Here is a 23981-nt window from a genome sequence, read left to right on the forward strand (position 1 = left end):
CCGGGGGAGGCTTACGCCTGCGCTGCGCTGCGTGACCTCGCCTTCGGTTTGCTTGCGGCGGCACCGGCCGCCGCGGCCTTGTTCTGGCCTGCTGCCAACAGGCCGGTCAGCACGAATTGCTGTACGCTCTGCCGCCATTGGGCCAGCGCGACGCGTGGGCGCGGGCTGGGTCCGGTCGGCTTGGCACTGAAGAACATGCTCACACCGTGCATGGCCGACCACGCGCAGCGCACCATCATGTCGTCGAACTGCTCGGCAAGATTGTTTTCCCGGAAATAGTCCTGGACTGCACCCGACAGGAGCTGGTAAGACGCGCTGCCCGCCTCCAGCAGTTCGGGGTACCTCTCCTTGTCCTCGATCTGCGGCCCGAACATCAGGTAGAAAAGCGCGGGATGCTTGACGGCGAACTCGATATAGCCGTCCATGATCGTGAGCAGCCGCGCCTCGGCGCTCATCTCCGGCGAGAGCCGGGCCCGCCGCACCGCGACCAGTTCACGGAATCCTTCGGCGGCGATGGCGGCAAGCAGGCCCTCCTTGTCGGCAAACTGATTGCGCGGCGCGCCGTGCGAGACCCCGGCCAGCTTTGCCGCGGAGCGAAGGGTCAGTCCATGGACGCCCTTGAGGGCCAGGATTTCCCGGCCACAGCGGATCATTTCTTCCCGCAGGTTGCCATGGTGATAGCTTTGGCGTGCCGGGCGCGTGGTGGAGGTGGTCATGAAATGGCGGGTCGCGATGTCGTCAGGCTCTATATTAGCGCTAACCCATCCGGTGACCCGCGGACGGCAGCTGGCAGCTACCGCATCTGGGCGTCGATGACCTGGACGTCTTCGAAGGGGATCGGCGATCCATCGGGGCGCGTCAATGGTGGCGCCACGATCTCGTTTCCCGTGTGCTTGTCCACGAAAAGCTTGGCGCGCCGCTTCGGTTCCGCCACCCATCGCTCTGCCCACGCCTTGAGGCTCAGGTAGGTCGGCAGGAAATCGCGTGCGCTGTCGCTCAGGAAGTAGGCGCAGCGTGTGCTGCCTTCGATCGGCCTGCGTATCAGCAGGCCGTGATCGGTCATTGCCTGAAGCCTGGCGCTCAGGATGTTGGATGCAATGCCGAGCCGGCGCTCGAACTCCTCGAATCGCGTCGCCCCGTAATACGCTTCACGCAGGATGAGGATGACCCAGCGCTCGCCCAGCACCGCCGAGGCATGTGCAACGGGACATGGCATCTTGAGGAAGCGGGATTGGCTCATATCGGCTCCGGCGCTGGTGCAAGGGCGGCCGCACTACAGGGAGGTCTGGAGTGCGTCCAGAATCTCGGTGGATAGCGCTTCCGAGCGCACGGAGCGCGCCAGCACCATGCCGCCGACCATGGCCGCCAGCGTGACAATGGCATCCTTGCGTGCTGTCTCATCATCGCCCCCTGCAATGGCTTCGATGAGCGATGTCACGCGGGCCTCGAAACGCCGCCGCGTCTTGGTATCCAGGCGCGACACATCGGCACCGAGCGCCGCGATGGCGCAACCCGATCCGGGATGGTCGCGGTGCCTTTTGTTCACATACGCCTGCACGACGGCTTGCCTGCGCTGCCTGGGCGATGCCACCGACGTCGCCTCTTGTAGGAGTTCCATGGTCTGGTCGAAGGCTGCGTCGATGGCCTCGGCAACCAGGGCGTCCTTGGACTCGAAGTGCGCGTAAAACCCTCCATGGGTCAGGCCGGCGCTTTTCATCAACTGGGCTACGCCGATGCCGTTGACACCGTGCTTGCGGAATTGCGTCGAGGCAGCCTTGACGATGTGCTTGTGGGTTTCAGCCTTTTGGTCGAGCGAGTAGCGCATGATCAGGTGACAGGAAGAGTCGGGCGTGTGTGTCTCTGCAATATATAACATTACGATCATCATTGCATCGGGTGCTTGCCGCGGGGGTTGTCGGCCGCGTCGTTACATGTGGGGGCCAACGGGCGCGCGCCACGTGATTCACTAGGGATAGCACCAAGGCAGCAGCAGCGTGTTCCTCCTTGACCATGCCGGTCCGCCTGACTAGCATGTAGACGCTGGATACATCGCCGGGCGGGGCAAACGCTTGACTAGGAGCGGCATGGGAGCGGCATGGGAGCGTCATGGCCACTGCGGCCGTTCGTCACGTGATATGACGACCGTCATTTTATAAGCGCCGCCTTGAAAGGGAGGGAGAGGAATGTGAGGGCGGCGCGCAAGGTTCACGAGCAGAGAAGACCATCAATGACATGGAGCCACGTGCTCAGATAACGGAGACAAAGCGCATGAAACCACAGCAATCCGGCTCGCCGGGGACCATAGATGTCCAGGCATTCATCGACAACCAGAGATTCTCGCCCTATCAATGGATGCTCCTCATTGTTTGCTTTCTGGTGGTGGCGGCGGATGGCTTCGACACGGCTGCGATCGGCTACGTGGCGCCATCGTTGACCACGGAGTGGGGCGTTTCGAAGCTGGTGCTGGGCAATGTGCTGAGCGCTTCGCTGGTTGGCCTTGCGCTCGGCGCGCTGGTCGCCGGACCCTGTGCGGACCGGTTCGGACGCAAGCCTGTGCTCATCGTATCGGTGGCGGCCTTTGGTCTGTTCAGCCTCGCCACTGCGTCCGCTGTCTCCGCCGCAGAGCTGTCCTGCTGGCGCTTCCTGACGGGTATGGGGCTAGGTGCCGCGATTCCCAACGCGACCACGCTGCTGGCCGAGTATGCCCCCGCCAGGCGTCGGGCCTTCCTGGTGAACAGCATGTTTTGCGGCTTTACGCTAGGCGCCGCGGGCGGTGGCTTCCTGGCGGCGGTCATTATTCCCGCATTCGGATGGCGCAGCGTGTTCATCGTCGGCGGAATAGTCCCCCTGGTCCTTGCCATCATTGCGCTTGCACTGCCGGAATCGATCCGGTTCATGGTGCTGCGCGATTGGCCGGCGCAGAAGATCAAAAAGGTGTTGAGACGGCTGGCAGGTTCGGCGGAAGTCCACGCGTCGCGGTTCACCTTGCCGGATGATCAGGCCGACAAGTTGCGCTCGCCGCTCGGGCTCATCCTGTCGCAAAAGTATCGGATGGGAACGTTCATGCTCTGGACCACCTATTTCATGGGTGTGCTGGTCTTCTACCTGGTGACCAGCTGGATGCCGACCCTTGTCAGGGAAGCCGGTGCGACCCTGGCCGAGGCCTCCTTGATCGCTGCGCTGTTCCCGCTCGGCGGCACGCTGGGCGCCATGGCTTGCGGCTGGCTGATGGATCGCATCAATCCCCATTGCGTCATCGGCTTCGCCTATTTCTTCACCGCCGTATTCACGCTGGCGATGGGACACGCGACCAGTGGTGCATACCTGGTGCTGCTGACGCCGATCGCCGGGCTTTTCATGGGGGCCGGCCTGGTATCCATGCCCGCGCTGGCGGCTTCGTTCTATCCGACCCAGGGCCGTGCCTGCGGGGTAGGTTGGATGCTTGGTATGGGGCGTTTCGGTGGCGTTCTCGGAGCCGTTTCCGGTGGCACGCTGCTGCAGTTTGGCCTGGGCATGAGCTCGATCCTCAGCATCCTCGCCGTGCCATCCTTGCTTGCGGCCATCGCAGTCGCCGCGAAGGGAAGGGCGGGCGCGGCGAAGCCGTCGGAGCAGGCAACCGTTGCCAGCGAAGCGTGATCTGGCGCCTGGCCCCGGGTTATTGACTGGACCTCAGCCTGCTACGTTTGACCCGGGGCAGCGGATGCAGGCTGGACGGCAGGAAGCATCATGGAAAGCGTGGATCTCGAAGTCTTGAGAAGCAGTGTCCGCTGGGACGAGCAAGGACACCGTTGCCTGTTGGTGACGGTCGTCCATACCTGGGGTTCGTCGCCACGGCCGGCCGGCGCGATGCTGGCCGTGCGCGACGACGGCCTGGTAGTGGGTTCGGTGTCGGGCGGCTGCATTGAGGACGACATCATTGCCGAACCCGCCGCGAAGGCATTCGCTGCGGTAGTCCCGAGGTGATCCGGTACGGCGTCAGCGCGCCGAGGAAGCACACCGGTTTGGCTTACCCTGTGGCGGAACCATCGAATTGGTGGCGGAGCCGGTATCTGCGGCGAGCGGATTGCGCGAACTGCTGCAGGCGGTGGAGGGCGGCCGACTGGTGACACGTACGCTCGATATCGCCACCGGCATCGCGACGCTTGGGCCGGCGGCGGCCGCTGACGGCCTGACCTTTGACGGCAAGTCGCTGTCAACCATCCATGGGCCACGCTATCGCATGCTGGTGATTGGCGCCGGGCAGCTTTCGAAGTATCTCTGTGAGATCGCCGTCGGGCTCGGCTTCGATGTGACCGTGTGCGATCCGCGCGAAGAATATACCGAGTCCTGGGCCGTTCCCGGCATTACCATGGTGCGCACCATGCCGGATGACACGGTGGTGGAGATGGCCTTGGACGAACGCAGTGCGGTGGTTGCGCTGACACACGACCCCAAGCTCGACGACCTGGCGCTGATGGAGGCGCTGCGCACCCGGGCCTTCTACGTCGGTGCGCTGGGCTCGCGTCGCAACAACCAGGCGCGCCGCGAACGCCTGAAGGAATTCGACCTGACCAGCCAGCAACTGGCCCGTATGCATGGCCCGGCCGGCATCTATATCGGCAGCCGTACGCCGCCGGAAATCGCCATTTCGATCCTTGCCGAGGTGGTGGCAGCGCGCAATCACGTCCGCTTGCCCGATGACCTGAGGGTCGAACGCGCCAAGTCCGTACGGGAGGTGCCGGCAGATACCAGCGGCGCATGCGCGATATCGGTCAATGCGTAACGGCGCCGCGGCGCCTCGCTAGCAGTTGTGGGCGCGGTAGCGCCCACACTGCTTTTTGTCGCCACCAACCGGCCGCGGCCTCGCGCTGACGGCCGCGGCCTGTCGGATCAAGTGGTGGCCGCGGGCGTGTTCGCGCCGCTGTCGTTCAAATCCGCGGGCGTCATCTCGTTCGCATTGGCAGGCATCCTGATCCGGTACCAGATGGCATACATCGCTGGCAGGAACACCAGCGTCAGCACCGTGCCGGCGAAGGTGCCGCCGATCAGCGTGTAAGCCAGCGTCCCCCAGAACACTGAATGCGTCAACGGTATAAAGGCCAGGATAGCCGCCAGCGCGGTCAGGATCACTGGCCGGGCACGTTGCACCGTGGCTTCGACAACAGCGTCGAACGGCGCCAGTCCCGCGCGCTTGTTCTGGTGGATCTGCCCGATCAGGATCAGCGTGTTGCGCATCAGGATGCCGGACAGTGCGATCAGGCCGACCAGGGCGTTGATGCCGAATGGCTGCCGGAACAGCAGCAAGGTCGGGACTACGCCGATCAGTCCCAGCGGACTGGTGGCAAGCACCATGACCATGGCTGAGATCGAACGCACTTGCAGGATGATGATCAGCAAGGTCAGGGCAAGCATGATCGGGAACAGCGGCAGCAGGGCCTTGGTGGCCTTGTCGGATTCCTCGGTGGCGCCTGCCTGCTCGATCCGGTAGCCGGCCGGCAGCCTGGCGATGATCGGCTGCAGTTGCTGCAGGACGGCCGCGGACACATCGGGTGGCTGCAGCCCCTCGGCGATGTCGCCGCGCACCGTAATGGTAGGTGTTCGGTCGCGCCGGCGCAGGATCGGGTCTTCCATGCGCACATCGACGGTGCCTACCTGCGAGAGCGGAATGCGCTGTCCTGCCGCACCGGTCAACGTGAAGCCGGAAATCTTCTCCGGGTCCAGGCGTATGTCTCCCGCGGCGCGTGCAAGGACCTGCACCGAGCGAATGTCCTCGCGGACTTCGGTGACCGGCAGGCCGTTGAGGAGAAGCTGCAATTGTTGGGCGACGCCGCTGGAAGTCAGGCCGACGGCCTGCAGCCGATCCTGCTGCAGCGTAAAGTGCAAGGCGGGCGCACGCGGTCCCCAGTCGGTATTGACGGTTCTCATCAGCGGGCTGGCATCCATCACCCGGCGCACGTCCGCCGCAATGCCACGCAGCTTGTCCGGATCCGGCCCGGCGACGCGGAATGCCACCGGGAAGGGCGAGTAAGGACCGAATACCAGTTGATTGACGCGCACGCGGGCCTCCGGCGCCAGTCCGGCGGCGATCGCCTGGCGCAGCCTGAGCTTCAGCGCCTCGCGTTCGTCCTGGTTCTCAGTCCGCACCACGATCTTCGCAAAGGAGGGATCCGGCAGCTCGGGCGACATGGCGAGATAAAACCGGGGCGCGCCCTGGCCGATGTAGGCCGTCACGATCTTCGCCTCTGCCTGCCTGGCGAGCCACGCTTCCACCTTGGACGTGGCCGCGCTGGTCTGGGCGATGGAAGTGCCATAAGGCATCTGGACTTCGACCAGCACCTCGGGGCGGTCGGAAGTCGGGAAGAATTGCTTTTTTACTATGCCCATGCCCAGCACGGACACCACAAAGCTGCCAACCACGACGGCGGCCACGATCCATTTGCGCTGGATGACGCGCCCTAGCAGGCGTCGGAAGCGGTTGTAGTTCAAGGTGCCGTAGATGGCATCGTGGCCGCCTTCGGCCCTGCCGATCTCAGGCAGCATCTTGACGCCCAGATAAGGCGTGAAGGCGACGGCGACGATCCAGGACACGACCAGTGCAATGCCCACGATCCAGAACATGTTGCTGGTGTATTCGCCGGCCGTGGAACGGGCAAAGCCGTTGGGCATGAAGCCCACCGCCGTCACCAGCGTGCCGGACAGCATCGGCGCGGCAGTGTGGCTCCAGGCATAGGCGGAGGCGGCAACGCGGCTGTAGCCTTCCTCCATCTTGACCACCATCATCTCGATCGCGATGATGGCATCGTCCACCAGCAGTCCCAGCGCAAGAATCAGCGCGCCCAGGGTAATGCGGTCAAAGTTCTTGCCAGTGGCCGCCATGACGACGAACACTGCGGCCAGCGTCAGCGGCACAGCCGCTGCCACGACGATGCCGACACGCCAGCCCATGCTCAGGAAACACACCGCCAGCACCACCAGCAGGGCGACAAAGAACTTGATCATGAACTCATCGACCGATGCGCTGATGTTGACGGACTGATCGGTCACTTTGGTCAGGCTCATGCCCAGCGGCAACGCTTCATTGATTGCAGACACTTCCGTGTCCAGCGCCTTGCCCAGGTCCAGGCCGTTCCAGCCGTCGCGCATGACGATGCCCAGCAGCAGTGCGGGCTCGCCATTGTTGCGGATCAGGAAGGTCGCCGGATCCTCATAGCCGCGTTCAACCGTGGCGACATCCGAAAGCTTGAGCGTCCGACCCTGCGCCACAACCGGCGTGTCGCGGATCTTCTGCAGTTTGTCGAAGGCGCCGTCGAGGCGAATGAAAACCTGGGGACCCGAGGTGTCGATCGAGCCGGCCGGCGTGAGGGCGTTCTGGCCGTTCAGGGCGGAGAAGATGTCCTGTGGCGAGATACCCAAGGTGGCCAGGCGATCATGGGAAAAGGAAACGAAGATGCGTTCGGACTGTTCCCCGATGATGTTCACCTTCTTCACACCCGCGACGTGCAAAAGGCGCTGCCGCAGCGTTTCGGCGTCGCGGACCAGCACCCGCTGTGGCTCGCCTTTTGCCTTCAACGCAAACAGCGCGAAGGTCACGTCCGAATACTCGTCGTTTACGATCGGGCCGATCACGCCGGCAGGCAGGCTACCCGACTCGTCCCTGAGTTTCTTGCGCGCCTGATAGAACTCTTCCTGGACCTCCGAAGGCGGTGTGCTATCGAGCAGGGTCACTGTGGTGAACGCCAGGCCAGGCCGCGTGTACGTTTCCGTGCGGTCATACCAGCGCAGTTCCTGCATGCGCTTCTCCAGCCTTTCCACCACCTGGTCCTGCATCTCCTGCGCCGTCGCTCCCGGCCAGGCCGTGATGACGGTCATGGTTTTCACCGTGAAGGCGGGATCTTCCGCCCGGCCCAGCTGGAAGAAGGCGATAACGCCTGCCAGCGACACCAGGATGATCAGGAACAGCGTGACAGACCGTTCACGGACAGCGAGTGCCGAAAGATTGAACCCACTCATTGCTGCACTCCATGACCAGGAATAGTGTTGGCTCCGCTTCCGTTTGCTGCGATGCGGACCTGTTCGCCTTCGTGCAGAAGATGGGCGCCAAGGGCAACGATCCGGTCCCCCACCCTGAGTTCACCCGCGACACGCGCGGCGTCGTCATCCAGACCGCGGACCTTCACCGGGCGCCAGGTGACGCGGTTGAGTTTTTCGTCCAGCACCCACACGCCAGGACCTTTGCCCGGATCGAAGAGGGCACCGATCGGTACTTGCAGATCGCCTTGCTTCGATGGGCGGATTTCCGGAATCTGGAGGGTAACGGTCGCGCCGAGCGGGGCCTCGGCCAGCGCGCCTTCGAGCACGTACCTTGCCTCGTAGGTGCGGGTCAGCCGGTCCGCCGAGTCGGAAAGCTGCCGGAGTTTCGCCGGCACGGTCAAGGTGTCATTGCCGTATAGCGTCGCCTGGCTTGCGGAACCCACCGGGGGCCGGAGGGTTTCCGGCAGGTGAACGATGGCTTCGCGGCGGCCGGCATGCGCCACGCGTACCACGACCTGGCCGGCGTTGACGACTTGTCCGGCATCGGCCAGCGTCTCCACGACTACGCCGTCGGCATCAGCGAGCAAAACCGCGTAGCCAGTTGCATTGCGTGCCACATCGGCCTGGGCTTCCGCTGCGTTGAGCTGTGCCCTGGCCGACTCCGCCGCGGCCTTGATCTGGTCATAGGACGACGCCGATACGGCGCCGGATCCGACCAGGTCGCGATACCGGGCCTCATCCTCCGCGGTTTGCCGGGCCCGCGCCCGCGCCGCGACGACTGCCTCCTGCTGTGCGTGCGCCGCCAGCTTCAGGTCGTTCGGGTCGATGCGCATGAGCGGCTGGCCGCGCTTGACGGTCTGGCCGGTATCGACCAGCCGCTCCAGCACTTTGCCGGAGACACGAAAGCCCAGGTCGCCCTGGACCCGGGCGGCAACGGTTCCCGTGAATGAACGTGTCGTGGCGGCCGGGTCCTGAACGGTCCCGATTCTGACCAGCGGCGGCTGGCTGCGCGGATCGGGGGGCGCTGTATCGCCGCAAGCGGCCAATACAAGTGGCAACACGCACGCGGCGGCGGATGAGGCAAATCGGCGCTGAAGCATAAGGTCCTCTCAAGCGAGACTGGACCTGGATTATTGTTCGTGTGACCAATTTAGTCAATGGTCACACGCGAATCCGCTTGCGACGTGCGCCTTAAGGCGCGAGGCTGCGCAGTATCAGGCTGGAAAGCTGGACATGGGCTTCCGCGGCAAGATCGAGGTTGTGCTGTAGCAGCAGCGGATCAATATATGGACGCATGACGAGATAGATGCCCCTGGCAGTCTCGTCCAGTGGCGTCTTGCGCTCGAACTCCCCTGACTTGCGGCCTTCCAGAACAATCCGCATGACCACTTGCTTGATGTGGTCCTCATAGTTGAGAACAGGCTGCCACCGCTCCTGGGCTGCGGCCGAAGCAATGGCGTAGAGTTTGCGGTCCTGGAAGAAAAGGCGGGCGCCGGCCTCCACCAGGGTCTTGAACAGGCGCCGCAGACATTCCGACGCGGTTGGGACGTTGGCAATGGCTGCATCGACCTCGTCCGTGATGGCGCACAGGCAGTTCGCGCAGATCACTTCCCCGATCGCCTGCTTGGAATCGAAGAACTTGTAGATGTAAGCCTTGGAAAAGCCGATCGCCTTGGCCAGGTCGGAAACCGTCGTCTTCTCGTAGCCATACAGGCTGAAGTGCTCGGTGGCCGCCTCCAAGATCTGGGAGCGGACATTGTGGTCGGCGGGCCCTCGGGACGGCAGGGCAGTGGGTGTGGTCTCAGTCATGCAGCGAGCTTAACGCTCCAGATGGTTGTTGACAACCAGTGACCATTTTATAATATAGTCACAACTTCCTGTTTGCCTAGGCTTCCGTGATACCCATGCTTACCCATCGCTTTCTTGCCCTGCTGCTGAGTGTCGGCGTATCGACGGGTTGTGCCGTCGGCCCCGACTACAGACAACCGGATGCCCCGCTCCCCGACCGCTACCTGGGCCAGTCCGGCGTTGAACAGAGGCATGCGTCATCCTCTGCCGAGCTCGTCACGTGGTGGGAAGGATTCGGCGATCCGCTGCTGACCCGGCTGGTGTCAGTGGCATTGGATCAGAACCTGGACCTGGCGCAAGCGTCGGCGCGCGTCACCCAGGCACGCGCGGGGCTCGGCGTGGCCAATGCGGCCTTGCTTCCTTCGGGCAGCGCCAGTGCGCAGGTGGCCAGAAACTATCAGTCGATCGAGACGCCCCTTGGGAAGCTGCTCGATGCAACGCCTGGCTTTGACAGGTATGGCAACAGCTACGAGGCCAATCTCGGCGCCACCTGGGAACTGGACGTATTCGGTGGGCTGCGCCGTGGGCGGGAAGCCGCCCTGGCGGAATACCAGGCATCGACTGCGGGCGCGACCGCGACGCGTCTCGCTGTGGCCGCGCAAACTGCAGATCTCTATATCACCGTGCGCGGACTGCAGTCCCGCATTGCAATCGCCAGGCAGCAAGTGGAAACCCAACAGAAGCTGCTCTCGACGGTGAGCCTGCTTTACAGCAAAGGGCTTGCCGCCGAACTGGAGGTACGACAGGCCGAAGGCGCGCTCGCTCAGGTCCGCGCTACCGTCCCGGTGCTGGAGACAGGCCTCGATGCCGCGTTGAATGCGCTGGACGTAATGCTTGGTGTTCCGCCCGGCACGTATCGCGCTGAACTGGCCGGCCCTAAAGCGATTCCCGCCGCACCGCAGCTCGCCGGAACGGGCTCGCCGGCGGATCTGCTGCGACGCAGGCCCGACCTCATCGTCGCGGAGCGCCGGCTGGCGGCGGCGAACGCACGAATCGGTGTAGCCATTGCGGAGTACTACCCAAAATTCTCGCTCAGTGCCCTGTTGGGCAGCGCCACAACCGTAGCCAGCGGGAACCTCTTTTCCGCGGGCGCAAGCCAGGCAGCGGGCGTGCTTGGCTTGCGCTGGCGTCTGTTTGACTTCGGCCGCATCAATGCACAGATCGAACTGGCCCGAGGGCAGGAGGCAGAAGCGCTGGCGGCATACCGTCAGGCTGTGCTGCGCGCGACCGAGGATGTCGAAAATGCCTTCTCCGCGCTGATCAAGCGTGAAGATCAGGCAGGCACGCTGGCCCAAGGCGAGACCTCGCTGACCCAGGCGCGCAATGCCTCATTTGCCGCCTACCAGAAAGGCGTGGTCCGCTTGATTGAGGTCTTGCATGCTGACGAGAGTCTTCTGCGGACGTCCGACGCCAGAGCGCAGGCACAGACCGAATCAGCCCGCGCCGCCGTGGCGGCATTCAAGGCGCTCGGCGGGGGGTGGGAACCGGCAACTGCCTTATAGGGCAATACCGCTTCAGTTGCCGGCTTTCTGGTAGTCGCGCACTGGCGTCAGAAACTCCAGCGTGCGTGGTGCTTTCAGCAGATCGGCCAGCACCGCCTCGTATTCGCGCCGGTAGGACGCTTTCAGGTGGTGGTCCCTGAAATGCTGCTCGCTGCAGGCCCAGTTCTCATAGAGAACAAGCGTGTCAGGATCTTCGAGCGAGCGGTGCAGATACGTGTTGATAAAGTCCGGTTCCTTCGACATCTGGTCGAGGACATAAAGCAGCTTCGACTCGAGCTCGGCGCGCCGCTCGGGCTTGCCCGGCAGATGGACGATAAAGGCAATGGATTGGTTCATGGTACTGCTCCAGGCAGGATGGGCGACCTCATGCGCGGACCGCGCTCAACGCCGCGGCCCGCAAAGGCATTGACTTAAAGTTGGATCATGCCACCGTCGGCGATGATTTCGGTACCGACGATGAAGGCCGATTCCGGCGCCGACAGATGCAGCACCGTCGACGCAATCTCCGCCGGCAGGCCGAAGCGGCCCAGCGGGATCTGGCTCTGGATCTGCGCGGCAGTGGCCGACAGGGTGTCGGCTTCCAGGCCCAGCTTGCCGTACAGCGGCGGCGTCACCGGCCCGGGGCTGACCACATTGACCCGGATGCCCGAGCTGACCAGCTCACCCGACAGAGTCCTGGCCAGCGAGATCAGTGCTGCCTTGCTGGCGGCATACACGGAAGACATCGGCATGCCGATGCGCGCATTGATCGAGCCGTTCAGCACGATCGACGTGCCCGGGTTCAGCAGCGGCAGCAGCGCCTGTATCTGGAAGTAGGCGCCCTTCACGTTGGCGTTGAAGGTGGCGTCCCACAGTGCCTCGTCCACGTCGGCAACGGCGGCAAACTTGGCAATGCCGGCGTTGATGAAGACAGCGTCCAGGCGGATGCCGGCGTCGGTCAGCTGGCGAGCCAGGTCACGCGGCCTGCACGGTGCCGGTTTCGTTGCGGATGGCGATGGCCTCGTTGCCGAGCGTGGCGCGGGCGACTTCCAGTGCCGCTGCGTCGCGGCCGGTGATGACCACGCGGGCCCCTTCCTGGGCGAATGCCTGGGCAGCCGCCAGGCCGATGCCGCTGTTGCCGCCAGTGACCAGAACGGTCTTGCCTTCGAAGCGATTCATGTTGTCCTCCGGTTTGGAAAGTTGAACTTGAACAATCGCGTGACTGCAGTATGGGCGCTGCGCTTTGCCATACGATCAATCCGACGAACACGTTCGAAGGAGTCGCACATGTTGTCGGAAGACGAACTGGCCCTGCTGGAGGCCATCCGCGAGGCCGGCAGCCTGTCGCGCGCGGCGGCCAGGCTGGGCAAGGCGCCGTCCACAGTGTCGCACGCCGCGCGGCAGCTGGAGCAGCGCTTCGACGCACTCCTGTTCGACCGCCGCCGCTACCGCCTGCAGCTGACGCGTGCCGGCGAATTGCTGACAGAAGAAGCCGCCCGGCTCGCGCAGGATGTCGCGCGCGTCACACAGCGCGTGCGGCAGGTCGCCAACGGCTGGGAAGACCGGTTGTGGATCGTGACCGACGAGCTGATGGAATTCGAGACGCTGATGCCCGTCATGCACGCGTTCGACGCGCTGGAATCCGGCGTGGCGCTGCGCGTCACGCACGAAGTGCTGGCCGGCACCTGGGAAGCGCTGCGGGACGGCCGCGCCGACCTGGTCATCGGTGCCACCAACGAGCCGCCCGCCATCCCTAACCTGGGGTGGTTCGAGCTGGGCGTGATCGAATGGGTGTTTGCGGTCTCGCCCCGGCATCCGCTGGCGGCCGCCCGCCAACCATTGACGCGTGAGGAGATCGCCCGCCATCGTGCCGTGGTGGTGGCAGATTCATCACGCCTCACGGGCGGCCGCGCTTACGGCATGGTGGGCGGACAGCGCTTGCTGGCCGTGCCGAGCATGCGAGCCAAGACCCTGGCGCAGCGCGATGCCCTGGGGATCGGCTGGCTGCCCAGGCACCGGGTCGGCTCGCTGCTGCAGCGCGGCGAACTGGTAGAGAAGCGCACCGCCGACCCGCGCGAGCCCAACACGCTCTATGTGGGCTGGCGCGGCGATCACGAAGGCCGCGCCCTGCAATGGTGGCTGGAGCAGTTGCGACGGCCCCGGCTGGCCAGGCTGCTGGTGCGGGGCGTCGACACCTACGCGTAGCTGGCAGGGAAGCGTCCTACCACCTAAAGTAGCTTGTGGCTTTGCGGTACCAGGCAAGGAGAATCGTGATGGCCCAAGGATTCGACGCGATCATCATCGGCACCGGGCAAGCCGGCCCCGCACTCGCTGCGCGGCTGGCCGGCGCGGGCATGAAAACGGCCGTCATCGAGCGCGCGCGTTTTGGCGGCACCTGCGTGAACACCGGCTGCATTCCCACCAAAACCCTCATCGCAAGCGCGTACGCGGCGCAACTGGCGCGGCGGGCTGCCGAGTACGGCGTGACCATCGGCGGGCCGGTCGCCGTCGACATGAAGCAGGTGAAGGCACGCAAGGACGAGATCTCCGGCCGTTCCAGCAACGGAGTGGAACAGTGGATGCGCAGCCTGGAGAACGGCACGGTCTATCAGGGGCACGCCCGCTTCGAAAGCGCGCATGGTGTGCGGGTCAACGGCGAACTGCTGGAAGCCGACCGGATTTTCGTGAACGTCGGCGGCCGGGCCCTGGTTCTGCCCATGCCCGGGCTGGACCAGGTACCGTACCTGACCAACTCGAGCATGATGGCGGTGGATTTCCTGCCGGAGCACCTGATCGTCATCGGCGGCAGCTACGTGGGTCTGGAGTTTGGCCAGATGTACCGGCGTTTTGGCGCCAGGGTGACCGTTGTCGAAAAAGGCCCGCGCCTGATCCAGCGCGAAGACGAGGATGTGTCGCAGGCAGTGCGGGAGATCCTGGAAGCCGAGGGGATCGAAATCCGGCTCAATGCCAACTGCCTGAGCGCGCGCAGGGAAGGCGATCATGTTGCCGTCGGGCTGGATTGTTCGGATGGGGCGCGCGACGTCCACGGCTCGCACCTGCTGCTGGCGGTTGGGCGCGTGCCCAACACCGAGGACCTGGGGCTGGATCAGGCCGGGGTCGAGACCGACGCTCGCGGTTATATCCAGGTAGACGAACAGTTGCGCACCAACGTCCCCGGCATTTGGGCGCTTGGCGATTGCAATGGCCGCGGTGCGTTCACGCATACGTCATACAACGACTATGAGATCGTCGCCGCCAACCTTCTCGACAACGATCCCCGCAAGCTGACGGACCGCATCGCAGCCTATGCCATGTTCATCGACCCTCCGCTCGGCCGCGCCGGCATGACGGAAGCAGAAGCCCGGCAATCCGGCCGCAGGCTGCTGGTCGGCTCTCGCCCCATGAGCCGCGTCGGGCGAGCCGTGGAGAAGGGCGAGAGCCAGGGCTTCATGAAGGTCGTGGTCGACGCCGATACCCGCATGATCCTGGGTGCCGCGATCCTCGGCGTGACCGGCGACGAGGTGATTCACTCACTGCTCGACATCATGTATGCCAAGGCACCCTATACCACCATCAGCTGCGCGATGCACATCCATCCCACGGTGTCCGAGCTGATACCAACGCTGCTGCAGGAACTGCGGCCACAGGCCTAGGTACTGCCTCCTTCAGAGCAGTTTGCACGCCTCATCGAATTCCAGGCGGGGGCTGCGCGGAAACAGCTTGGCAGGGTCGCCATAGCCGAGATTGCACAGGAAGTTCGATTTCACGTGACTGTCCGGGAAATATTCGAGCTGGAAGGCATTGTCCTTGGGGTCCGCCGGAAAGAATTCGTGATCGACCTTGGCATTGTCGAAGCCGGACATCGGCCCGCAATCGAGCCCCAGCGAGCGGGCGGCGATGATGAAGTACGCGCCCTGCAGGGAACTGTTTCGCCTCGCAGTAGTTAGGGCGAGCTCCGGGGTATCGGCGAACCACGAGCGTGCGTCCGCGTGCGGAAACAGCTTGGGCAGAAGTTCGTAGAACTTGATGTCATAGGCGATGATGGCGGTGACCGGTGCGGCCATGGTTTTCTCGACATTGCCCGGCGCCAGCGCGGGCAACAGGCGCTGCTTGGCCTCAGGGGTACGCAGGAACAGAATGCGCGCGGGAGAGCAGTTGGCGCTGGTCGGCGCCCATTTCATCAAGTCATAGAGCTGCCGCAGGGTTTCGTCGCTCACGGGCTGGTTCAGCCATGCGCTGTGCGTGCGAGCCTCGCGAAAGAGCAGATCCATGCCTTCTTCACTCAAGCGCTTGTTCATGGTTATCTCCTGAAACGAAATCGGACTACGCGGCTGCCCGGCCGGGTTGCCGCTTCTGTCTAGCATAGGCAGCGCCGCTCGTCGCCGCGCCGCCGGCTTTCGCATGGATCCGCAGGGCTTGTCCGCGCCATCGGCATGTGCCAGCGCGGCCAGGGGCCCAGGTATCCGAAAAGCCGCTTTGGCACGCCGGGCGAAACGCGAAGTGATCCGGTCGAAGTGACGATTGCCGGCCCTGGTGCTCGGGGCGATACTGGCGAACACTTGGCGCACCGGTGCGACGAAGAATGGGGAAGCAATGGACGAGAAGACAAAGGCTCGTACAAACACATACGCCGCGCGCGAGTCCCCCTGCACCAGCTACCCATCCGGGTGGTGCGCGGCCGTCGTGCGCCTGTCATTGTGAAACCACTCGTCTGCGCTTGCCTGCCTGGCTTCCTCAAGCTGGCCGGGCGCGCGACGCATCGGTTCACGTAGCAAATGGCAGGAGTCATCACCATGGAAACCTCAACCCCCAGCGGAAATCCCTTGCAGGATCTTTCCGCCAACTTGGCAGCCATTGCCGAGCGCGTCGGCCAGAGTGTCGTCGCGGTGCACGGGCGGCATCGCTTTCCCTCCAGTGGAGTCATCTGGCAACCCGGCGTGGTGGTCACGGCCGCGCATACGCTCAGGCAGGAAGACGGCATTGAAGTCACCCTGGCCGATGGCCGTACCGTGGCGGCCGTCCTGGTGGGACGGGACCCTGGCACCGACCTGGCCGTACTGAGGCTCGATGGCGTGGCGTCGAACCCGGTCGAGACCGGTGATGCGCGCTCCCTGAAGGCAGGCCATCTGGTGCTCGCGGTGGCGCGAGTGGACCGGCTTGGCACCAGCGCGGATTTCGGCGTTGTCGGCACTGCCGGCGGTCCATGGCGTACCTGGCGAGGCGGGCAATTCGACGCCTTCGTGCGGCTTGACGGCGGCCTGCGCCCCGGTTTCTCCGGAGCGGCCCTGGCGGATATGCAGGGGCGGGTCACGGGCCTGTGCACATCGGCGCTCGCGCCTGGCGCTGGCATCCTGATACCGGCAGCGACAGTGGCGCGCGTGAGCGGCGAACTGCTAAGCAAGGGACGTGTCTCGCACGGCTACCTTGGCGTGGGCACGCAGCCGGTGAGCCTGTCGGAGTCTTGGGTGACGAAGCTGAATCTGGCGTCCGGGCGCGGGCTACTGGTGGTATCGCTTGCGGCGGGCGGGCCTGCGGAGCAAGCCGGGGTGCTGATCGGGGATGTACTGATCGAACTGGATGGCAAGCCATGCCAAGACATGGACGACGTCCATGCCGCGCTGGGCGGCGACCGCATCGGGCAGTTGCTGAAGATCGGGCTGATCCGGGGTGGCGAGCGCAAGGAGTGCTCGATCACGGTGGGCGAACGCCAGCAACGGAAGTCGTGCGGCTGAGATTCATGCAAGCCGTCGCATGCCGGATGCCAGGATGACACCGATGAGCCCGGTCAGGGTCGCCGTGGTCGCCGTCTCGCCGCAGGCGCGGGCAAGCCTGCAGGCGCTTGTCGAGGCGGCGCCAGCGCTGGATTTCGCAGGCAGCGCGGCCGACACCGCAGGGATCGCCGACCGCTTTGCCGGCGACGTGCCGGATGTGGTCGTGATCGAACTTGAGCCGCAGGCCGGTGACCTGCCGGTGCCAGAGGCGGGCCGAGATTCCGCAGCGCCGGCGCTGGTCCTGCTCACCGACGAGGCGGACAGCGAATGGATCCATGAGGCGCTGGGAGCCAGCGCCACGGCACTACTGCCGCGTGGCGCGACGCCCAGCGAAATCATCTGCGCGATCGAAGCTGTGGCCGCGGGACTTTGCGTGCTGTCCCCGGAGATCCTCGCCAGGCTGCTGGCGGCGCGCAGGGCACCTCGCCAGACGGCATCCGCGGCTCTGACCGAAACGCTCACCCCACGCGAGCTTGAAGTGCTGGCCATGCTCGCCGAAGGGCTTGGCAACAAGGAAATCGCGCGCCAACTCGACATATCGGACAACACGGTGAAGTTCCACCTCTCCGCCATTTTCGGCAAGCTCGGCGCAAGCAGCCGCACCGAGGCTGTATTGCAGGGCATGCGGCACGGCCTCATCATGGTGTAGGAGGCTCAGCCCGGAGTCACATCACCAGCGCGCATCAGAGGAACGGCGAAATGTTCGCCATCGCGCGCGTCACGTAGGCCTCCTTCTCGCCCACTGGCGCCACATAGTCAATCGCGCTGCGTGCAGCCTCGACGCCTTCCAGACGGGCGATGAACCAGGCGGCCAGGTACTGCGACGCCAGGCACCCGCCGGCGGTTGCAACGTTTCCCTTGGCGACAAACGGCTGATCGAGCACGGCCACGCCGGCCTCCACTACCCATGGCTTGGTGGTCAGGTCCGTACAGGCCGGAACGTCGTTCACCAAGCCCAGTTTGGCGAGAATGAGCGTGCCCGAGCATTGCGCGCCCAGCATCTGGCGCGTCGGGTCGAAGCGGAGTTGCGACATCAGCGCAGCATCGGCGACGACGTCCCGGGTTCGGATCCCACTACCCACCAGCACAGCGTCCGCGTTGCATGCGTCCTCCAGCGATGCTTGCGCCTCCATCACCACACCATTCAGCGAACGCACCTTGGCCGCCGGACTGGCGATCGAAACCCGCCAGCCGGGCCGCCTGACCCGGTTGAGGATGGCGAGCGCGATCAGCGAGTCGAGTTCGTTGAAACCTTCGAAGGTCAGGATGGCGATGTGCATGGCGGGCCTCGTGGGAGTGGAGACATTGGGTTTGCGCCATCGTAGAGCCGACAGTCAGTACATTCAAATAATTGTTATAGATACGCTCAGGCTGCGTCCTGCGGGTCCGCAAACGTAGCCATGCGCAGGATCGCTTCCCTGAGCTCTGACCTGAGTTGCGCAACCAGCTCCGCGGCCGGCAGGGACCTGGCCAAGGGCGCTGCCTGCCCGGCCCACTGCGCTGCGTACTCAGCGCTCCCCGTGGCCTTGGCCGCGGCGTGAAGCGCCTTTCCCGCGTCATAGGCGATCGGGTAGTCCGGCACCGGAGGTGCGTCGGCGGCGATGCCGAGTGCCGTGAGCCGGTTGGTGAAGCCCCTGGCCGCGCGGCCCGATATGGCGCGGGTGAGTGTGGTCGGGCGCGGTTGGGGTGCGGTCAGCGCCGCGCGATAGGCGGCATCGGCAGATGACTCCGGGCAGGCGACGAATGCCGTGCCAAGCTGGGCGGCTTCCGCCCCGAGAGCCAGCACCGCGGCAATGCCTGCCCCGTCCATGATGCCGCCCGAGGCAATCACCGGAAGCTTCGTGCCCAGGACCAGAAGACGCACCAGAGCCAGCGTGCCGAGGCCTTCGTCGTAGCCATCGGTGTCGAAGGTGCCGCGGTGTCCGCCAGCTTCGATGCCTTGCGCGACGATGGCGTCCACGCCGGCGGCCTCTATCTGGCGGGCCTCCTGCAGGGACGTTGCACTGGCCAGCAGCACAATGCCGGCACCGCGTAGCGCATCAATTTTCTGCTGGGAGGGAAGGCCAAAATGGAAGCTCACCACCGCTGGCTTTTCTTCCAGCAGCATCTGGAACATGGCGTCGTCGGCCACGAAACTCTTGTAGATTTCCCGCAAGCTCGTGGGTGCTGTCCCGCCGTGCTCGGCAAACTGGGCGGCAAGGTAGGTGAGCCAGGCCTGCTCGCGCACCACATCGGCCTTGGCCGGGGCGTGGCAGAACAGGTTGACGTTGAATGGCTTGCCGGTCAGCGCTCTTGTCTCGCGGATTGTCTTTCGCGCGGCTTGCGCGTCCATTGCCCCGACGCCAAGCGAGCCCAGCCCGCCGGCCTCTGACACGGCGGCAGCCATGGCCGCTGTGCTGACACCGGCCATGGGCGCCTGGATGATGGGCGTGGCAATGCCCAGGATCGAAAGTAGGTTGCGGCGGTGGCTGGAAGGCGTGGAAGTGTCCATGAAAGTCTCTTTCTCTTTGAAGTGCAGAATTCCGCTCGGGAGATTATCGAAGGCGACGCTGTACCGGAGGGTATCGAGCATGCCATGAAATCTGGCAGCGTGAGATGTTGCTGCGGCTTCGCAATGCATTGTTCATCGCGCGACGCATCCGGAGCTGTCGGTGCGGGGCAAGGTGGCTTACCGCACGCGCCCCGCATTGCATGCTTGGGATACCCGGCAACTATCGACTAGCTTGGAAGCCTTGGGGCCGCTTCGATGGGGCATCATGATGAAGAGGATCACAGGGCGCCTGGTCACGATTGTTTCCATGGGCATAGCAGCAGGCCTTTCTGCCGCAAGCGGCGCGTGGGCCTCTGACATCGTCTGCAAATCAACTGCGCGCGAATCCCCCGTACGCTGCAACAACCCGGATGGCTCCGGGGTGAGATGCAACCTTGCGACGGACGAGGCCGGGCCGCGGGCGCGCCCGCGGCATCTGATCTGCGATTCGTCCAGGCTGTCAGAGCGCTACGAGCGCATCTACGCCGAGCAGCAAAGGATGCTGCGCAAGGGCAGGATCCAGGACTCGGACATCGCGGCGTGGCGCAGCCGGCGCGATGCCTGCGACTCGGTACGATGCCTGGAAAGCATGTTCGCCAAATTCTGGCGGGAGCGGGATTCGATGCGAATCGCACCGGGCCGGTCCGACTCCGCGAATCAGGCTGCAACGGCCAGGTCTACCCCGGCCAGCCAGGAGGCGGCACCGCCGCCCGCGGCGGCTTCCGCACAGGCCCCACAGGCCCCACAGGCCTCAACGCAGATCCCTGAGCCGACGCAGCGCGTACAAGAAGAGCCGCCGCCGGCAGTGCCGCTTGCCATGTCGGCCGGACCGGAACTCGTCGAACCAACACGGCCGACGGCTCCCGCTGTCGAAGCGCTGCCTGTCTGGCAAGGCACCACAGCGCCTCCCGTTGCCGGGAACAAGAACAGCAGCCCGGCCAAGCCCTATCCGGCAGCCCTTGCCGTGGAGAGCCTGCTTTCCGGACTTGCCGTGATGGGCGCGGGTTTCCTGTGGACGCGCCGTACCGCGCGCGCCCAGGATCGGACGCGTTTCGCCATCCCGGCGGCGGTGGTGGTGGTCTATGGCTTGCTGCTTGTGAATGCGCTGCTGCTGCCGTTTACGCTTGCCGTGAAGTGAGGACACCACATCTTGAGCAGGCAGTGGCCATCGGGGCCCGGCGCGCAGCAGCTACGCATGGATACGCTCTGCGCCTGCGTTCAACGCCCCTTGAAAATCGGGTGCCGGGCGCAAACCGACAGCACGATGCGCTCGGACTGCGCCAGGTAGTCGTTGAGGGCCGCGGCACACTCTGCGAGCTTGCCCGACTCGAACAACTGCAGGATGTGCTGGTTCATCTCGACATATGGGCCATGCAGGAATTCCGGATCCTGCAGCATGCCGAACGCCAGGCGCAGCTCGGCGAGCAGGTGGGAGAACATCACGTTCAGCCGCTCGCTGTCGGCCAGTTCCACGATGGCCATATGGAACTCCATATTGGCGGTGCCCGCGCCTTGCCAGTCGCCGCGGTCGCGGCAGAGCAGTCCCGTTTCCACCGCTTCGCGCAGGTGCTTCCTGGCCGGATGGCTGGGGTAGGCCTGGGCGATGGCCTGGCACTCGATCATGCGGCGCACGCGGTAGATGTCGATGATGGCCGCGATGCTGGGAATCGCCACGGATACCCCGCGGTTGGGTTCGTGCTTGAGCAGGCCTTCCTTGGTCAGCACGCGAAAGGTCTCGCGCAAGGTATTGCGCGAGATCTGCAGGCTCTCGCTAAGCGCGGCTTCCGACAAGCGCTGCCCGGGCGCGAATTCGCCATGCACGATGCGCTGGCGAATCTGCTCCGTGACCCGCTCGGCCAGATTTCTTACGTCAGTACTGGATGTCATGTTGGCTTGCGTCGGGGCGACAGGTTCCGGCATGCCCCGTGCGGGGATGTTATCTCACTTTGTTGAACAATAGGCACAAGATTGGTGCGAAGGATGCCCTTAAACGTGAGTTAGGTGTATACCACGATCGAACAACAACCAATATTGTTCAACAATAATGCATGGTGGTTGAGTCATACGTGCATATAAATGAACATGGCATGTGTTTTGCTAAACAGCGGTTGGGGTGCAGGGCCGCTGAATAGCGGTCTTGCTCGCTACCGGAACTTCGTCGTGAAGACAGCGCGACGAGCTTTGTCCACGCTTTGTCCTTATCCATAGTGAGCGCAACCATGTGGCTTAAAGAAACAAACCAGGCGGAGCGCAAGACGCTCTTTGCCGCCTTCGTCGGCTATGGGGTCGATGCCTTCGACTACATGATCTACACCTTCATGATCCCCACCTTCATCCTGGTGTGGGGCATGACCAAGGCCGAGGCGGGCTACATCGCGACGGGCGCGCTCATCAGCTCGGCCATCGGCGGCTGGCTGGCGGGCATCCTGGCCGACAAATATGGTCGCGTGCGGATCCTGCAGCTGACCGTGCTCTGGTTCAGTTTCTTTACGTTCCTGAGCGGCTTCACCCAGTCCCCCGAACAACTGTTCCTGACCCGCATGCTGCAAGGCCTGGGCTTTGGCGGCGAATGGTCGGTCGGTTCCTTGCTGATCGCCGAGATGATTCGGGCCCGCCACCGCGGCAAGGCGGTCGGACTGGTGCAAAGCAGCTGGGCCATCGGCTGGGGCCTGTCGGCGATTGCATTCTGGGCGGTCTATGCCATGTTCGAGCAGCAATACGCATGGCGCGTGCTGTTCTGGGCCGGCGTGCTGCCGGCGATCTTTATCCTGTATATCCGCCGCAATATCTCCGAGCCCGAGGTGTATCAGGAAACCAGGGCCAAGCTGGCCCGCACCGGGCAAAGCAATAACTTCATGCTGATCTTCAAGCCCGGCGTGCTGCGCGTGACGGTGCTGGCAAGCCTGCTGGCGACCGGCATGCAAGGTGCCTACTATTCGGTGACGACCTGGCTGCCCACCTACCTCAAGATGGAGCGCAATCTCTCCGTGCTCAACACCAGCGGCTACCTGATGGTGCTGATCGCCGGGTCCTTCGCCGGCTACCTGACCAGCGCCTGGCTGTCCGACCGCCTGGGGCGCCGGCGTTGCTTCATGCTGTTTGCGGTGAGCGCGGCCTTCCTCGTGATCTGCTATACGCAGTTGCCGATCACCGACGCTGCCATGCTGGTGCTGGGTTTCCCGCTGGGTTTCTTCCTGTCCGGCATCTTCTCGGGGATGGGGGCGTACCTGACGGAGCTGTATCCGAGCCATATCCGCGGCTCCGGCCAGGGCTTCTGCTACAACTTTGGCCGTGCGGTCGGTTCCATATTTCCGGCCATGATCGGGCATATGAGCGCATCGATGTCACTGGGTGTTGCCATCGGCTATCTCGCCGCCGGCGCCTATGGGCTGGTCGTCATTGCCTGCCTGCTGTTGCCGGAAACGCAAGGGCGCGAACTGCTCGCCGAAGCCGGGGCCGAGGCTGCGCATTGAGATTCGCGCGTTCGCCTGATCCAAGACACTGGAGCAACACTCATGCAAGATTCCGCACTGGAACGCGCCCGCATCGCCGCCGTGAATGCCGCGCGCGAAGCGCGCGCAAGCTACCGTGCCGGCACGGTACAGCCTACCGCCGGCATTGCACCGGGGATGACGCAAGCCAACATGATCGCGTTGCCGCGCGACTGGGCCTGGGACTTCCTGCTGTACGCGCAACGCAACTCCAAGGCCTGTCCCGTGCTCGACGTGATCGAAGCGGGTGCACAGCAGACCGTGCTGGCGCAAGGGGCGGATATCCGCACCGACATCCCGCTGTATCGCGTGTGGCGCGACGGCAAGCTGGTGGAAGAGGTGGCGGACGCCACGCCCCTGTGGACTGAGTACCCGGATCTGGTCACCTTCCTGATCGGCTGCAGCTTCACCTTCGAGACGCCGCTGCAAGAGGCAGGCATCGAGGTGCGGCATATTGCCGACGGTTCCAACGTGCCGATGTACCGCACCAACCGCCAGTGTCGCCCGGCTGGCCGCCTGCATGGCGAAATGGTGGTGTCGATGCGGCCCATCCCTGCGCATCGGGTTGCCGATGCGGTTTCCATCAGCGGACGCTTCCCGTCGGTGCACGGCTCGCCCGTCCATGTCGGCGATCCTGCCGCGCTGGGCATTGCCGACCTCGCCAGGCCTGACTTTGGTGACGCCGTGCGTATCGAGCCGGGCGAGATCCCGGTATTCTGGGCTTGCGGCGTCACGCCCCAGGCGGCCGTGATGGCGTCGGGCGTGCCGTTCGCCGTGACGCATGCGCCGGGCCACATGTTCATTACCGACGTGCCAGACAGCACGTATCACGTCTAGGACCCCCGGGTCA

Annotated in this window: 20 protein-coding genes and 2 pseudogenes; 10 read left to right on the forward strand and 12 right to left on the reverse strand. The window is 64.4% G+C overall.

The features are described from left to right. Positions 1-11: 11 nt before the first annotated feature. From AC3WL8_RS07890 to AC3WL8_RS07900, 3 genes are all read right to left on the reverse strand, one after another. On the reverse strand, positions 12-716 hold the full coding sequence (locus AC3WL8_RS07890; RefSeq protein ID WP_211981734.1) for a TetR/AcrR family transcriptional regulator: 705 nt from the start codon (positions 714-716) through the stop codon (positions 12-14). Positions 717-793: 77 nt separating this feature from the next. Then, positions 794-1240 (reverse strand): winged helix-turn-helix transcriptional regulator, encoded by a 447-nt coding sequence (locus tag AC3WL8_RS07895; protein ID WP_211981729.1) that lies wholly within the window; start codon positions 1238-1240, stop codon positions 794-796. 33 nt (positions 1241-1273) lie between these two features. Further along, a complete protein-coding gene (locus AC3WL8_RS07900; protein WP_249221300.1) occupies positions 1274-1888 on the reverse strand; it encodes a TetR/AcrR family transcriptional regulator in 615 nt (204 codons plus the stop codon). 380 nt (positions 1889-2268) lie between these two features. Here AC3WL8_RS07900 and AC3WL8_RS07905 point away from each other — a divergent pair, with 380 nt between their 5' ends. Both AC3WL8_RS07905 and AC3WL8_RS07910 read left to right on the forward strand, forming a co-directional pair. Then, positions 2269-3636, forward strand: a complete 1368-nt coding sequence (locus AC3WL8_RS07905) for an MFS transporter (protein ID WP_492378102.1) — start codon at positions 2269-2271, stop codon at positions 3634-3636. A 90-nt stretch (positions 3637-3726) separates the two neighbouring features. After that, a pseudogene (locus AC3WL8_RS07910) lies at positions 3727-4762 on the forward strand (XdhC family protein). Between the two features lie 107 nt (positions 4763-4869). Here AC3WL8_RS07910 and AC3WL8_RS07915 read toward each other — a convergent pair. The 3 genes from AC3WL8_RS07915 to AC3WL8_RS07925 all read right to left on the reverse strand — a co-directional run bounded on the left by AC3WL8_RS07915 (position 4870) and on the right by AC3WL8_RS07925 (position 9819). After that, the gene (locus tag AC3WL8_RS07915) at positions 4870-7989 is read right to left on the reverse strand and encodes an efflux RND transporter permease subunit (protein ID WP_492378103.1); all 3120 of its coding nucleotides are present in this window, start codon (positions 7987-7989) and stop codon (positions 4870-4872) included. Continuing rightward, positions 7986-9110, reverse strand: a complete 1125-nt coding sequence (locus AC3WL8_RS07920) for an efflux RND transporter periplasmic adaptor subunit (protein ID WP_492378104.1) — start codon at positions 9108-9110, stop codon at positions 7986-7988. Before AC3WL8_RS07920 ends, AC3WL8_RS07915 begins: the two co-directional genes overlap by 4 nt. Before the next feature lie 91 nt (positions 9111-9201). Beyond that, the gene (locus AC3WL8_RS07925) at positions 9202-9819 is read right to left on the reverse strand and encodes a TetR/AcrR family transcriptional regulator (RefSeq protein ID WP_492378105.1); all 618 of its coding nucleotides are present in this window, start codon (positions 9817-9819) and stop codon (positions 9202-9204) included. Between the two features lie 95 nt (positions 9820-9914). Between AC3WL8_RS07925 and AC3WL8_RS07930 the strand changes: the two genes are divergently transcribed. Continuing rightward, entirely contained in the window at positions 9915-11360 is a 1446-nt protein-coding gene (locus AC3WL8_RS07930; protein WP_492378106.1) for an efflux transporter outer membrane subunit, read from the forward strand. 12 nt (positions 11361-11372) lie between these two features. Here AC3WL8_RS07930 and AC3WL8_RS07935 read toward each other — a convergent pair whose 3' ends face one another. Both AC3WL8_RS07935 and AC3WL8_RS07940 read right to left on the reverse strand, forming a co-directional pair. Beyond that, positions 11373-11696, reverse strand: a complete 324-nt coding sequence (locus AC3WL8_RS07935) for a putative quinol monooxygenase (protein ID WP_211981728.1) — start codon at positions 11694-11696, stop codon at positions 11373-11375. 74 nt (positions 11697-11770) lie between these two features. After that, positions 11771-12518, reverse strand: a pseudogene (locus AC3WL8_RS07940) (SDR family oxidoreductase). A 108-nt stretch (positions 12519-12626) separates the two neighbouring features. Between AC3WL8_RS07940 and AC3WL8_RS07945 the strand changes: the two are divergent. Together AC3WL8_RS07945 and AC3WL8_RS07950 are read left to right on the forward strand one after the other, a co-directional pair. After that, complete coding sequence (locus AC3WL8_RS07945; RefSeq protein ID WP_211981727.1) at positions 12627-13544, forward strand: LysR family transcriptional regulator; 918 nt, start codon at positions 12627-12629, stop codon at positions 13542-13544. 68 nt (positions 13545-13612) lie between these two features. Then, positions 13613-14992, forward strand: a complete 1380-nt coding sequence (locus AC3WL8_RS07950) for an FAD-containing oxidoreductase (RefSeq protein ID WP_492378107.1) — start codon at positions 13613-13615, stop codon at positions 14990-14992. 12 nt (positions 14993-15004) lie between these two features. Here AC3WL8_RS07950 and AC3WL8_RS07955 read toward each other — a convergent pair whose 3' ends face one another. After that, the gene (locus AC3WL8_RS07955; RefSeq protein ID WP_013953354.1) at positions 15005-15637 is read right to left on the reverse strand and encodes a malonic semialdehyde reductase; all 633 of its coding nucleotides are present in this window, start codon (positions 15635-15637) and stop codon (positions 15005-15007) included. 495 nt (positions 15638-16132) lie between these two features. Here AC3WL8_RS07955 and AC3WL8_RS07960 point away from each other — a divergent pair, with 495 nt between their 5' ends. Continuing rightward, positions 16133-17071: a S1C family serine protease gene (locus AC3WL8_RS07960; protein ID WP_153953431.1), complete on the forward strand. Its 939-nt coding sequence runs from the start codon at positions 16133-16135 to the stop codon at positions 17069-17071. A gap of 43 nt (positions 17072-17114) precedes the next feature. Continuing rightward, positions 17115-17759 (forward strand): response regulator transcription factor, encoded by a 645-nt coding sequence (locus AC3WL8_RS07965; RefSeq protein ID WP_153953432.1) that lies wholly within the window; start codon positions 17115-17117, stop codon positions 17757-17759. Positions 17760-17793: 34 nt separating this feature from the next. On the opposite strand, the gene AC3WL8_RS07970 is transcribed toward AC3WL8_RS07965, so the two are convergent. Continuing rightward, positions 17794-18390 (reverse strand): DJ-1/PfpI family protein, encoded by a 597-nt coding sequence (locus AC3WL8_RS07970; protein ID WP_492378108.1) that lies wholly within the window; start codon positions 18388-18390, stop codon positions 17794-17796. Between the two features lie 86 nt (positions 18391-18476). Further along, on the reverse strand, positions 18477-19601 hold the full coding sequence (locus AC3WL8_RS07975; RefSeq protein WP_492378109.1) for an NAD(P)H-dependent flavin oxidoreductase: 1125 nt from the start codon (positions 19599-19601) through the stop codon (positions 18477-18479). Between the two features lie 265 nt (positions 19602-19866). Between AC3WL8_RS07975 and AC3WL8_RS07980 the strand changes: the two genes are divergently transcribed. Beyond that, entirely contained in the window at positions 19867-20778 is a 912-nt protein-coding gene (locus AC3WL8_RS07980) for a GntR family transcriptional regulator (protein ID WP_492378110.1), read from the forward strand. An 80-nt stretch (positions 20779-20858) separates the two neighbouring features. Here AC3WL8_RS07980 and AC3WL8_RS07985 read toward each other — a convergent pair whose 3' ends face one another. Further along, positions 20859-21527, reverse strand: a complete 669-nt coding sequence (locus AC3WL8_RS07985; protein WP_492378111.1) for a GntR family transcriptional regulator — start codon at positions 21525-21527, stop codon at positions 20859-20861. 332 nt (positions 21528-21859) lie between these two features. On the opposite strand from AC3WL8_RS07985, the gene AC3WL8_RS07990 reads away from it, so the two are divergent. Both AC3WL8_RS07990 and AC3WL8_RS07995 read left to right on the forward strand, forming a co-directional pair. Further along, entirely contained in the window at positions 21860-23113 is a 1254-nt protein-coding gene (locus AC3WL8_RS07990; protein WP_013953347.1) for an MFS transporter, read from the forward strand. A 42-nt stretch (positions 23114-23155) separates the two neighbouring features. Continuing rightward, the gene (locus AC3WL8_RS07995; RefSeq protein WP_492378112.1) at positions 23156-23968 is read left to right on the forward strand and encodes a putative hydro-lyase; all 813 of its coding nucleotides are present in this window, start codon (positions 23156-23158) and stop codon (positions 23966-23968) included. The last annotated feature ends 13 nt before the right edge of the window (positions 23969-23981 follow it).

The organism is Cupriavidus sp. FW305-F7 (assembly GCF_058782875.1).

What these genes read in the sequence shown, in the direction of transcription:
- AC3WL8_RS07960 (WP_153953431.1), top strand. Translation starts at nt 16,133, where the DNA reads ATGGAAACCTCAACCCCCAGCGGAAATCCCTTGCAGGATCTTTCCGCC.
- AC3WL8_RS07965 (WP_153953432.1), top strand. Translation starts at nt 17,115, where the DNA reads ATGAGCCCGGTCAGGGTCGCCGTGGTCGCCGTCTCGCCGCAGGCGCGG.
- AC3WL8_RS07980 (WP_492378110.1), top strand. Translation starts at nt 19,867, where the DNA reads ATGATGAAGAGGATCACAGGGCGCCTGGTCACGATTGTTTCCATGGGC.
- AC3WL8_RS07990 (WP_013953347.1), top strand. Translation starts at nt 21,860, where the DNA reads ATGTGGCTTAAAGAAACAAACCAGGCGGAGCGCAAGACGCTCTTTGCC.
- AC3WL8_RS07955 (WP_013953354.1), bottom strand. Translation starts at nt 15,637, where the DNA reads ATGAACAAGCGCTTGAGTGAAGAAGGCATGGATCTGCTCTTTCGCGAG.
- AC3WL8_RS07945 (WP_211981727.1), top strand. Translation starts at nt 12,627, where the DNA reads ATGTTGTCGGAAGACGAACTGGCCCTGCTGGAGGCCATCCGCGAGGCC.
- AC3WL8_RS07900 (WP_249221300.1), bottom strand. Translation starts at nt 1,888, where the DNA reads ATGATGATCGTAATGTTATATATTGCAGAGACACACACGCCCGACTCT.
- AC3WL8_RS07895 (WP_211981729.1), bottom strand. Translation starts at nt 1,240, where the DNA reads ATGAGCCAATCCCGCTTCCTCAAGATGCCATGTCCCGTTGCACATGCC.
- AC3WL8_RS07905 (WP_492378102.1), top strand. Translation starts at nt 2,269, where the DNA reads ATGAAACCACAGCAATCCGGCTCGCCGGGGACCATAGATGTCCAGGCA.
- AC3WL8_RS07890 (WP_211981734.1), bottom strand. Translation starts at nt 716, where the DNA reads ATGACCACCTCCACCACGCGCCCGGCACGCCAAAGCTATCACCATGGC.
- AC3WL8_RS07995 (WP_492378112.1), top strand. Translation starts at nt 23,156, where the DNA reads ATGCAAGATTCCGCACTGGAACGCGCCCGCATCGCCGCCGTGAATGCC.
- AC3WL8_RS07970 (WP_492378108.1), bottom strand. Translation starts at nt 18,390, where the DNA reads ATGCACATCGCCATCCTGACCTTCGAAGGTTTCAACGAACTCGACTCG.
- AC3WL8_RS07915 (WP_492378103.1), bottom strand. Translation starts at nt 7,989, where the DNA reads ATGAGTGGGTTCAATCTTTCGGCACTCGCTGTCCGTGAACGGTCTGTC.
- AC3WL8_RS07935 (WP_211981728.1), bottom strand. Translation starts at nt 11,696, where the DNA reads ATGAACCAATCCATTGCCTTTATCGTCCATCTGCCGGGCAAGCCCGAG.
- AC3WL8_RS07975 (WP_492378109.1), bottom strand. Translation starts at nt 19,601, where the DNA reads ATGGACACTTCCACGCCTTCCAGCCACCGCCGCAACCTACTTTCGATC.
- AC3WL8_RS07985 (WP_492378111.1), bottom strand. Translation starts at nt 21,527, where the DNA reads ATGACATCCAGTACTGACGTAAGAAATCTGGCCGAGCGGGTCACGGAG.
- AC3WL8_RS07920 (WP_492378104.1), bottom strand. Translation starts at nt 9,110, where the DNA reads ATGCTTCAGCGCCGATTTGCCTCATCCGCCGCCGCGTGCGTGTTGCCA.
- AC3WL8_RS07925 (WP_492378105.1), bottom strand. Translation starts at nt 9,819, where the DNA reads ATGACTGAGACCACACCCACTGCCCTGCCGTCCCGAGGGCCCGCCGAC.
- AC3WL8_RS07950 (WP_492378107.1), top strand. Translation starts at nt 13,613, where the DNA reads ATGGCCCAAGGATTCGACGCGATCATCATCGGCACCGGGCAAGCCGGC.
- AC3WL8_RS07930 (WP_492378106.1), top strand. Translation starts at nt 9,915, where the DNA reads ATGCTTACCCATCGCTTTCTTGCCCTGCTGCTGAGTGTCGGCGTATCG.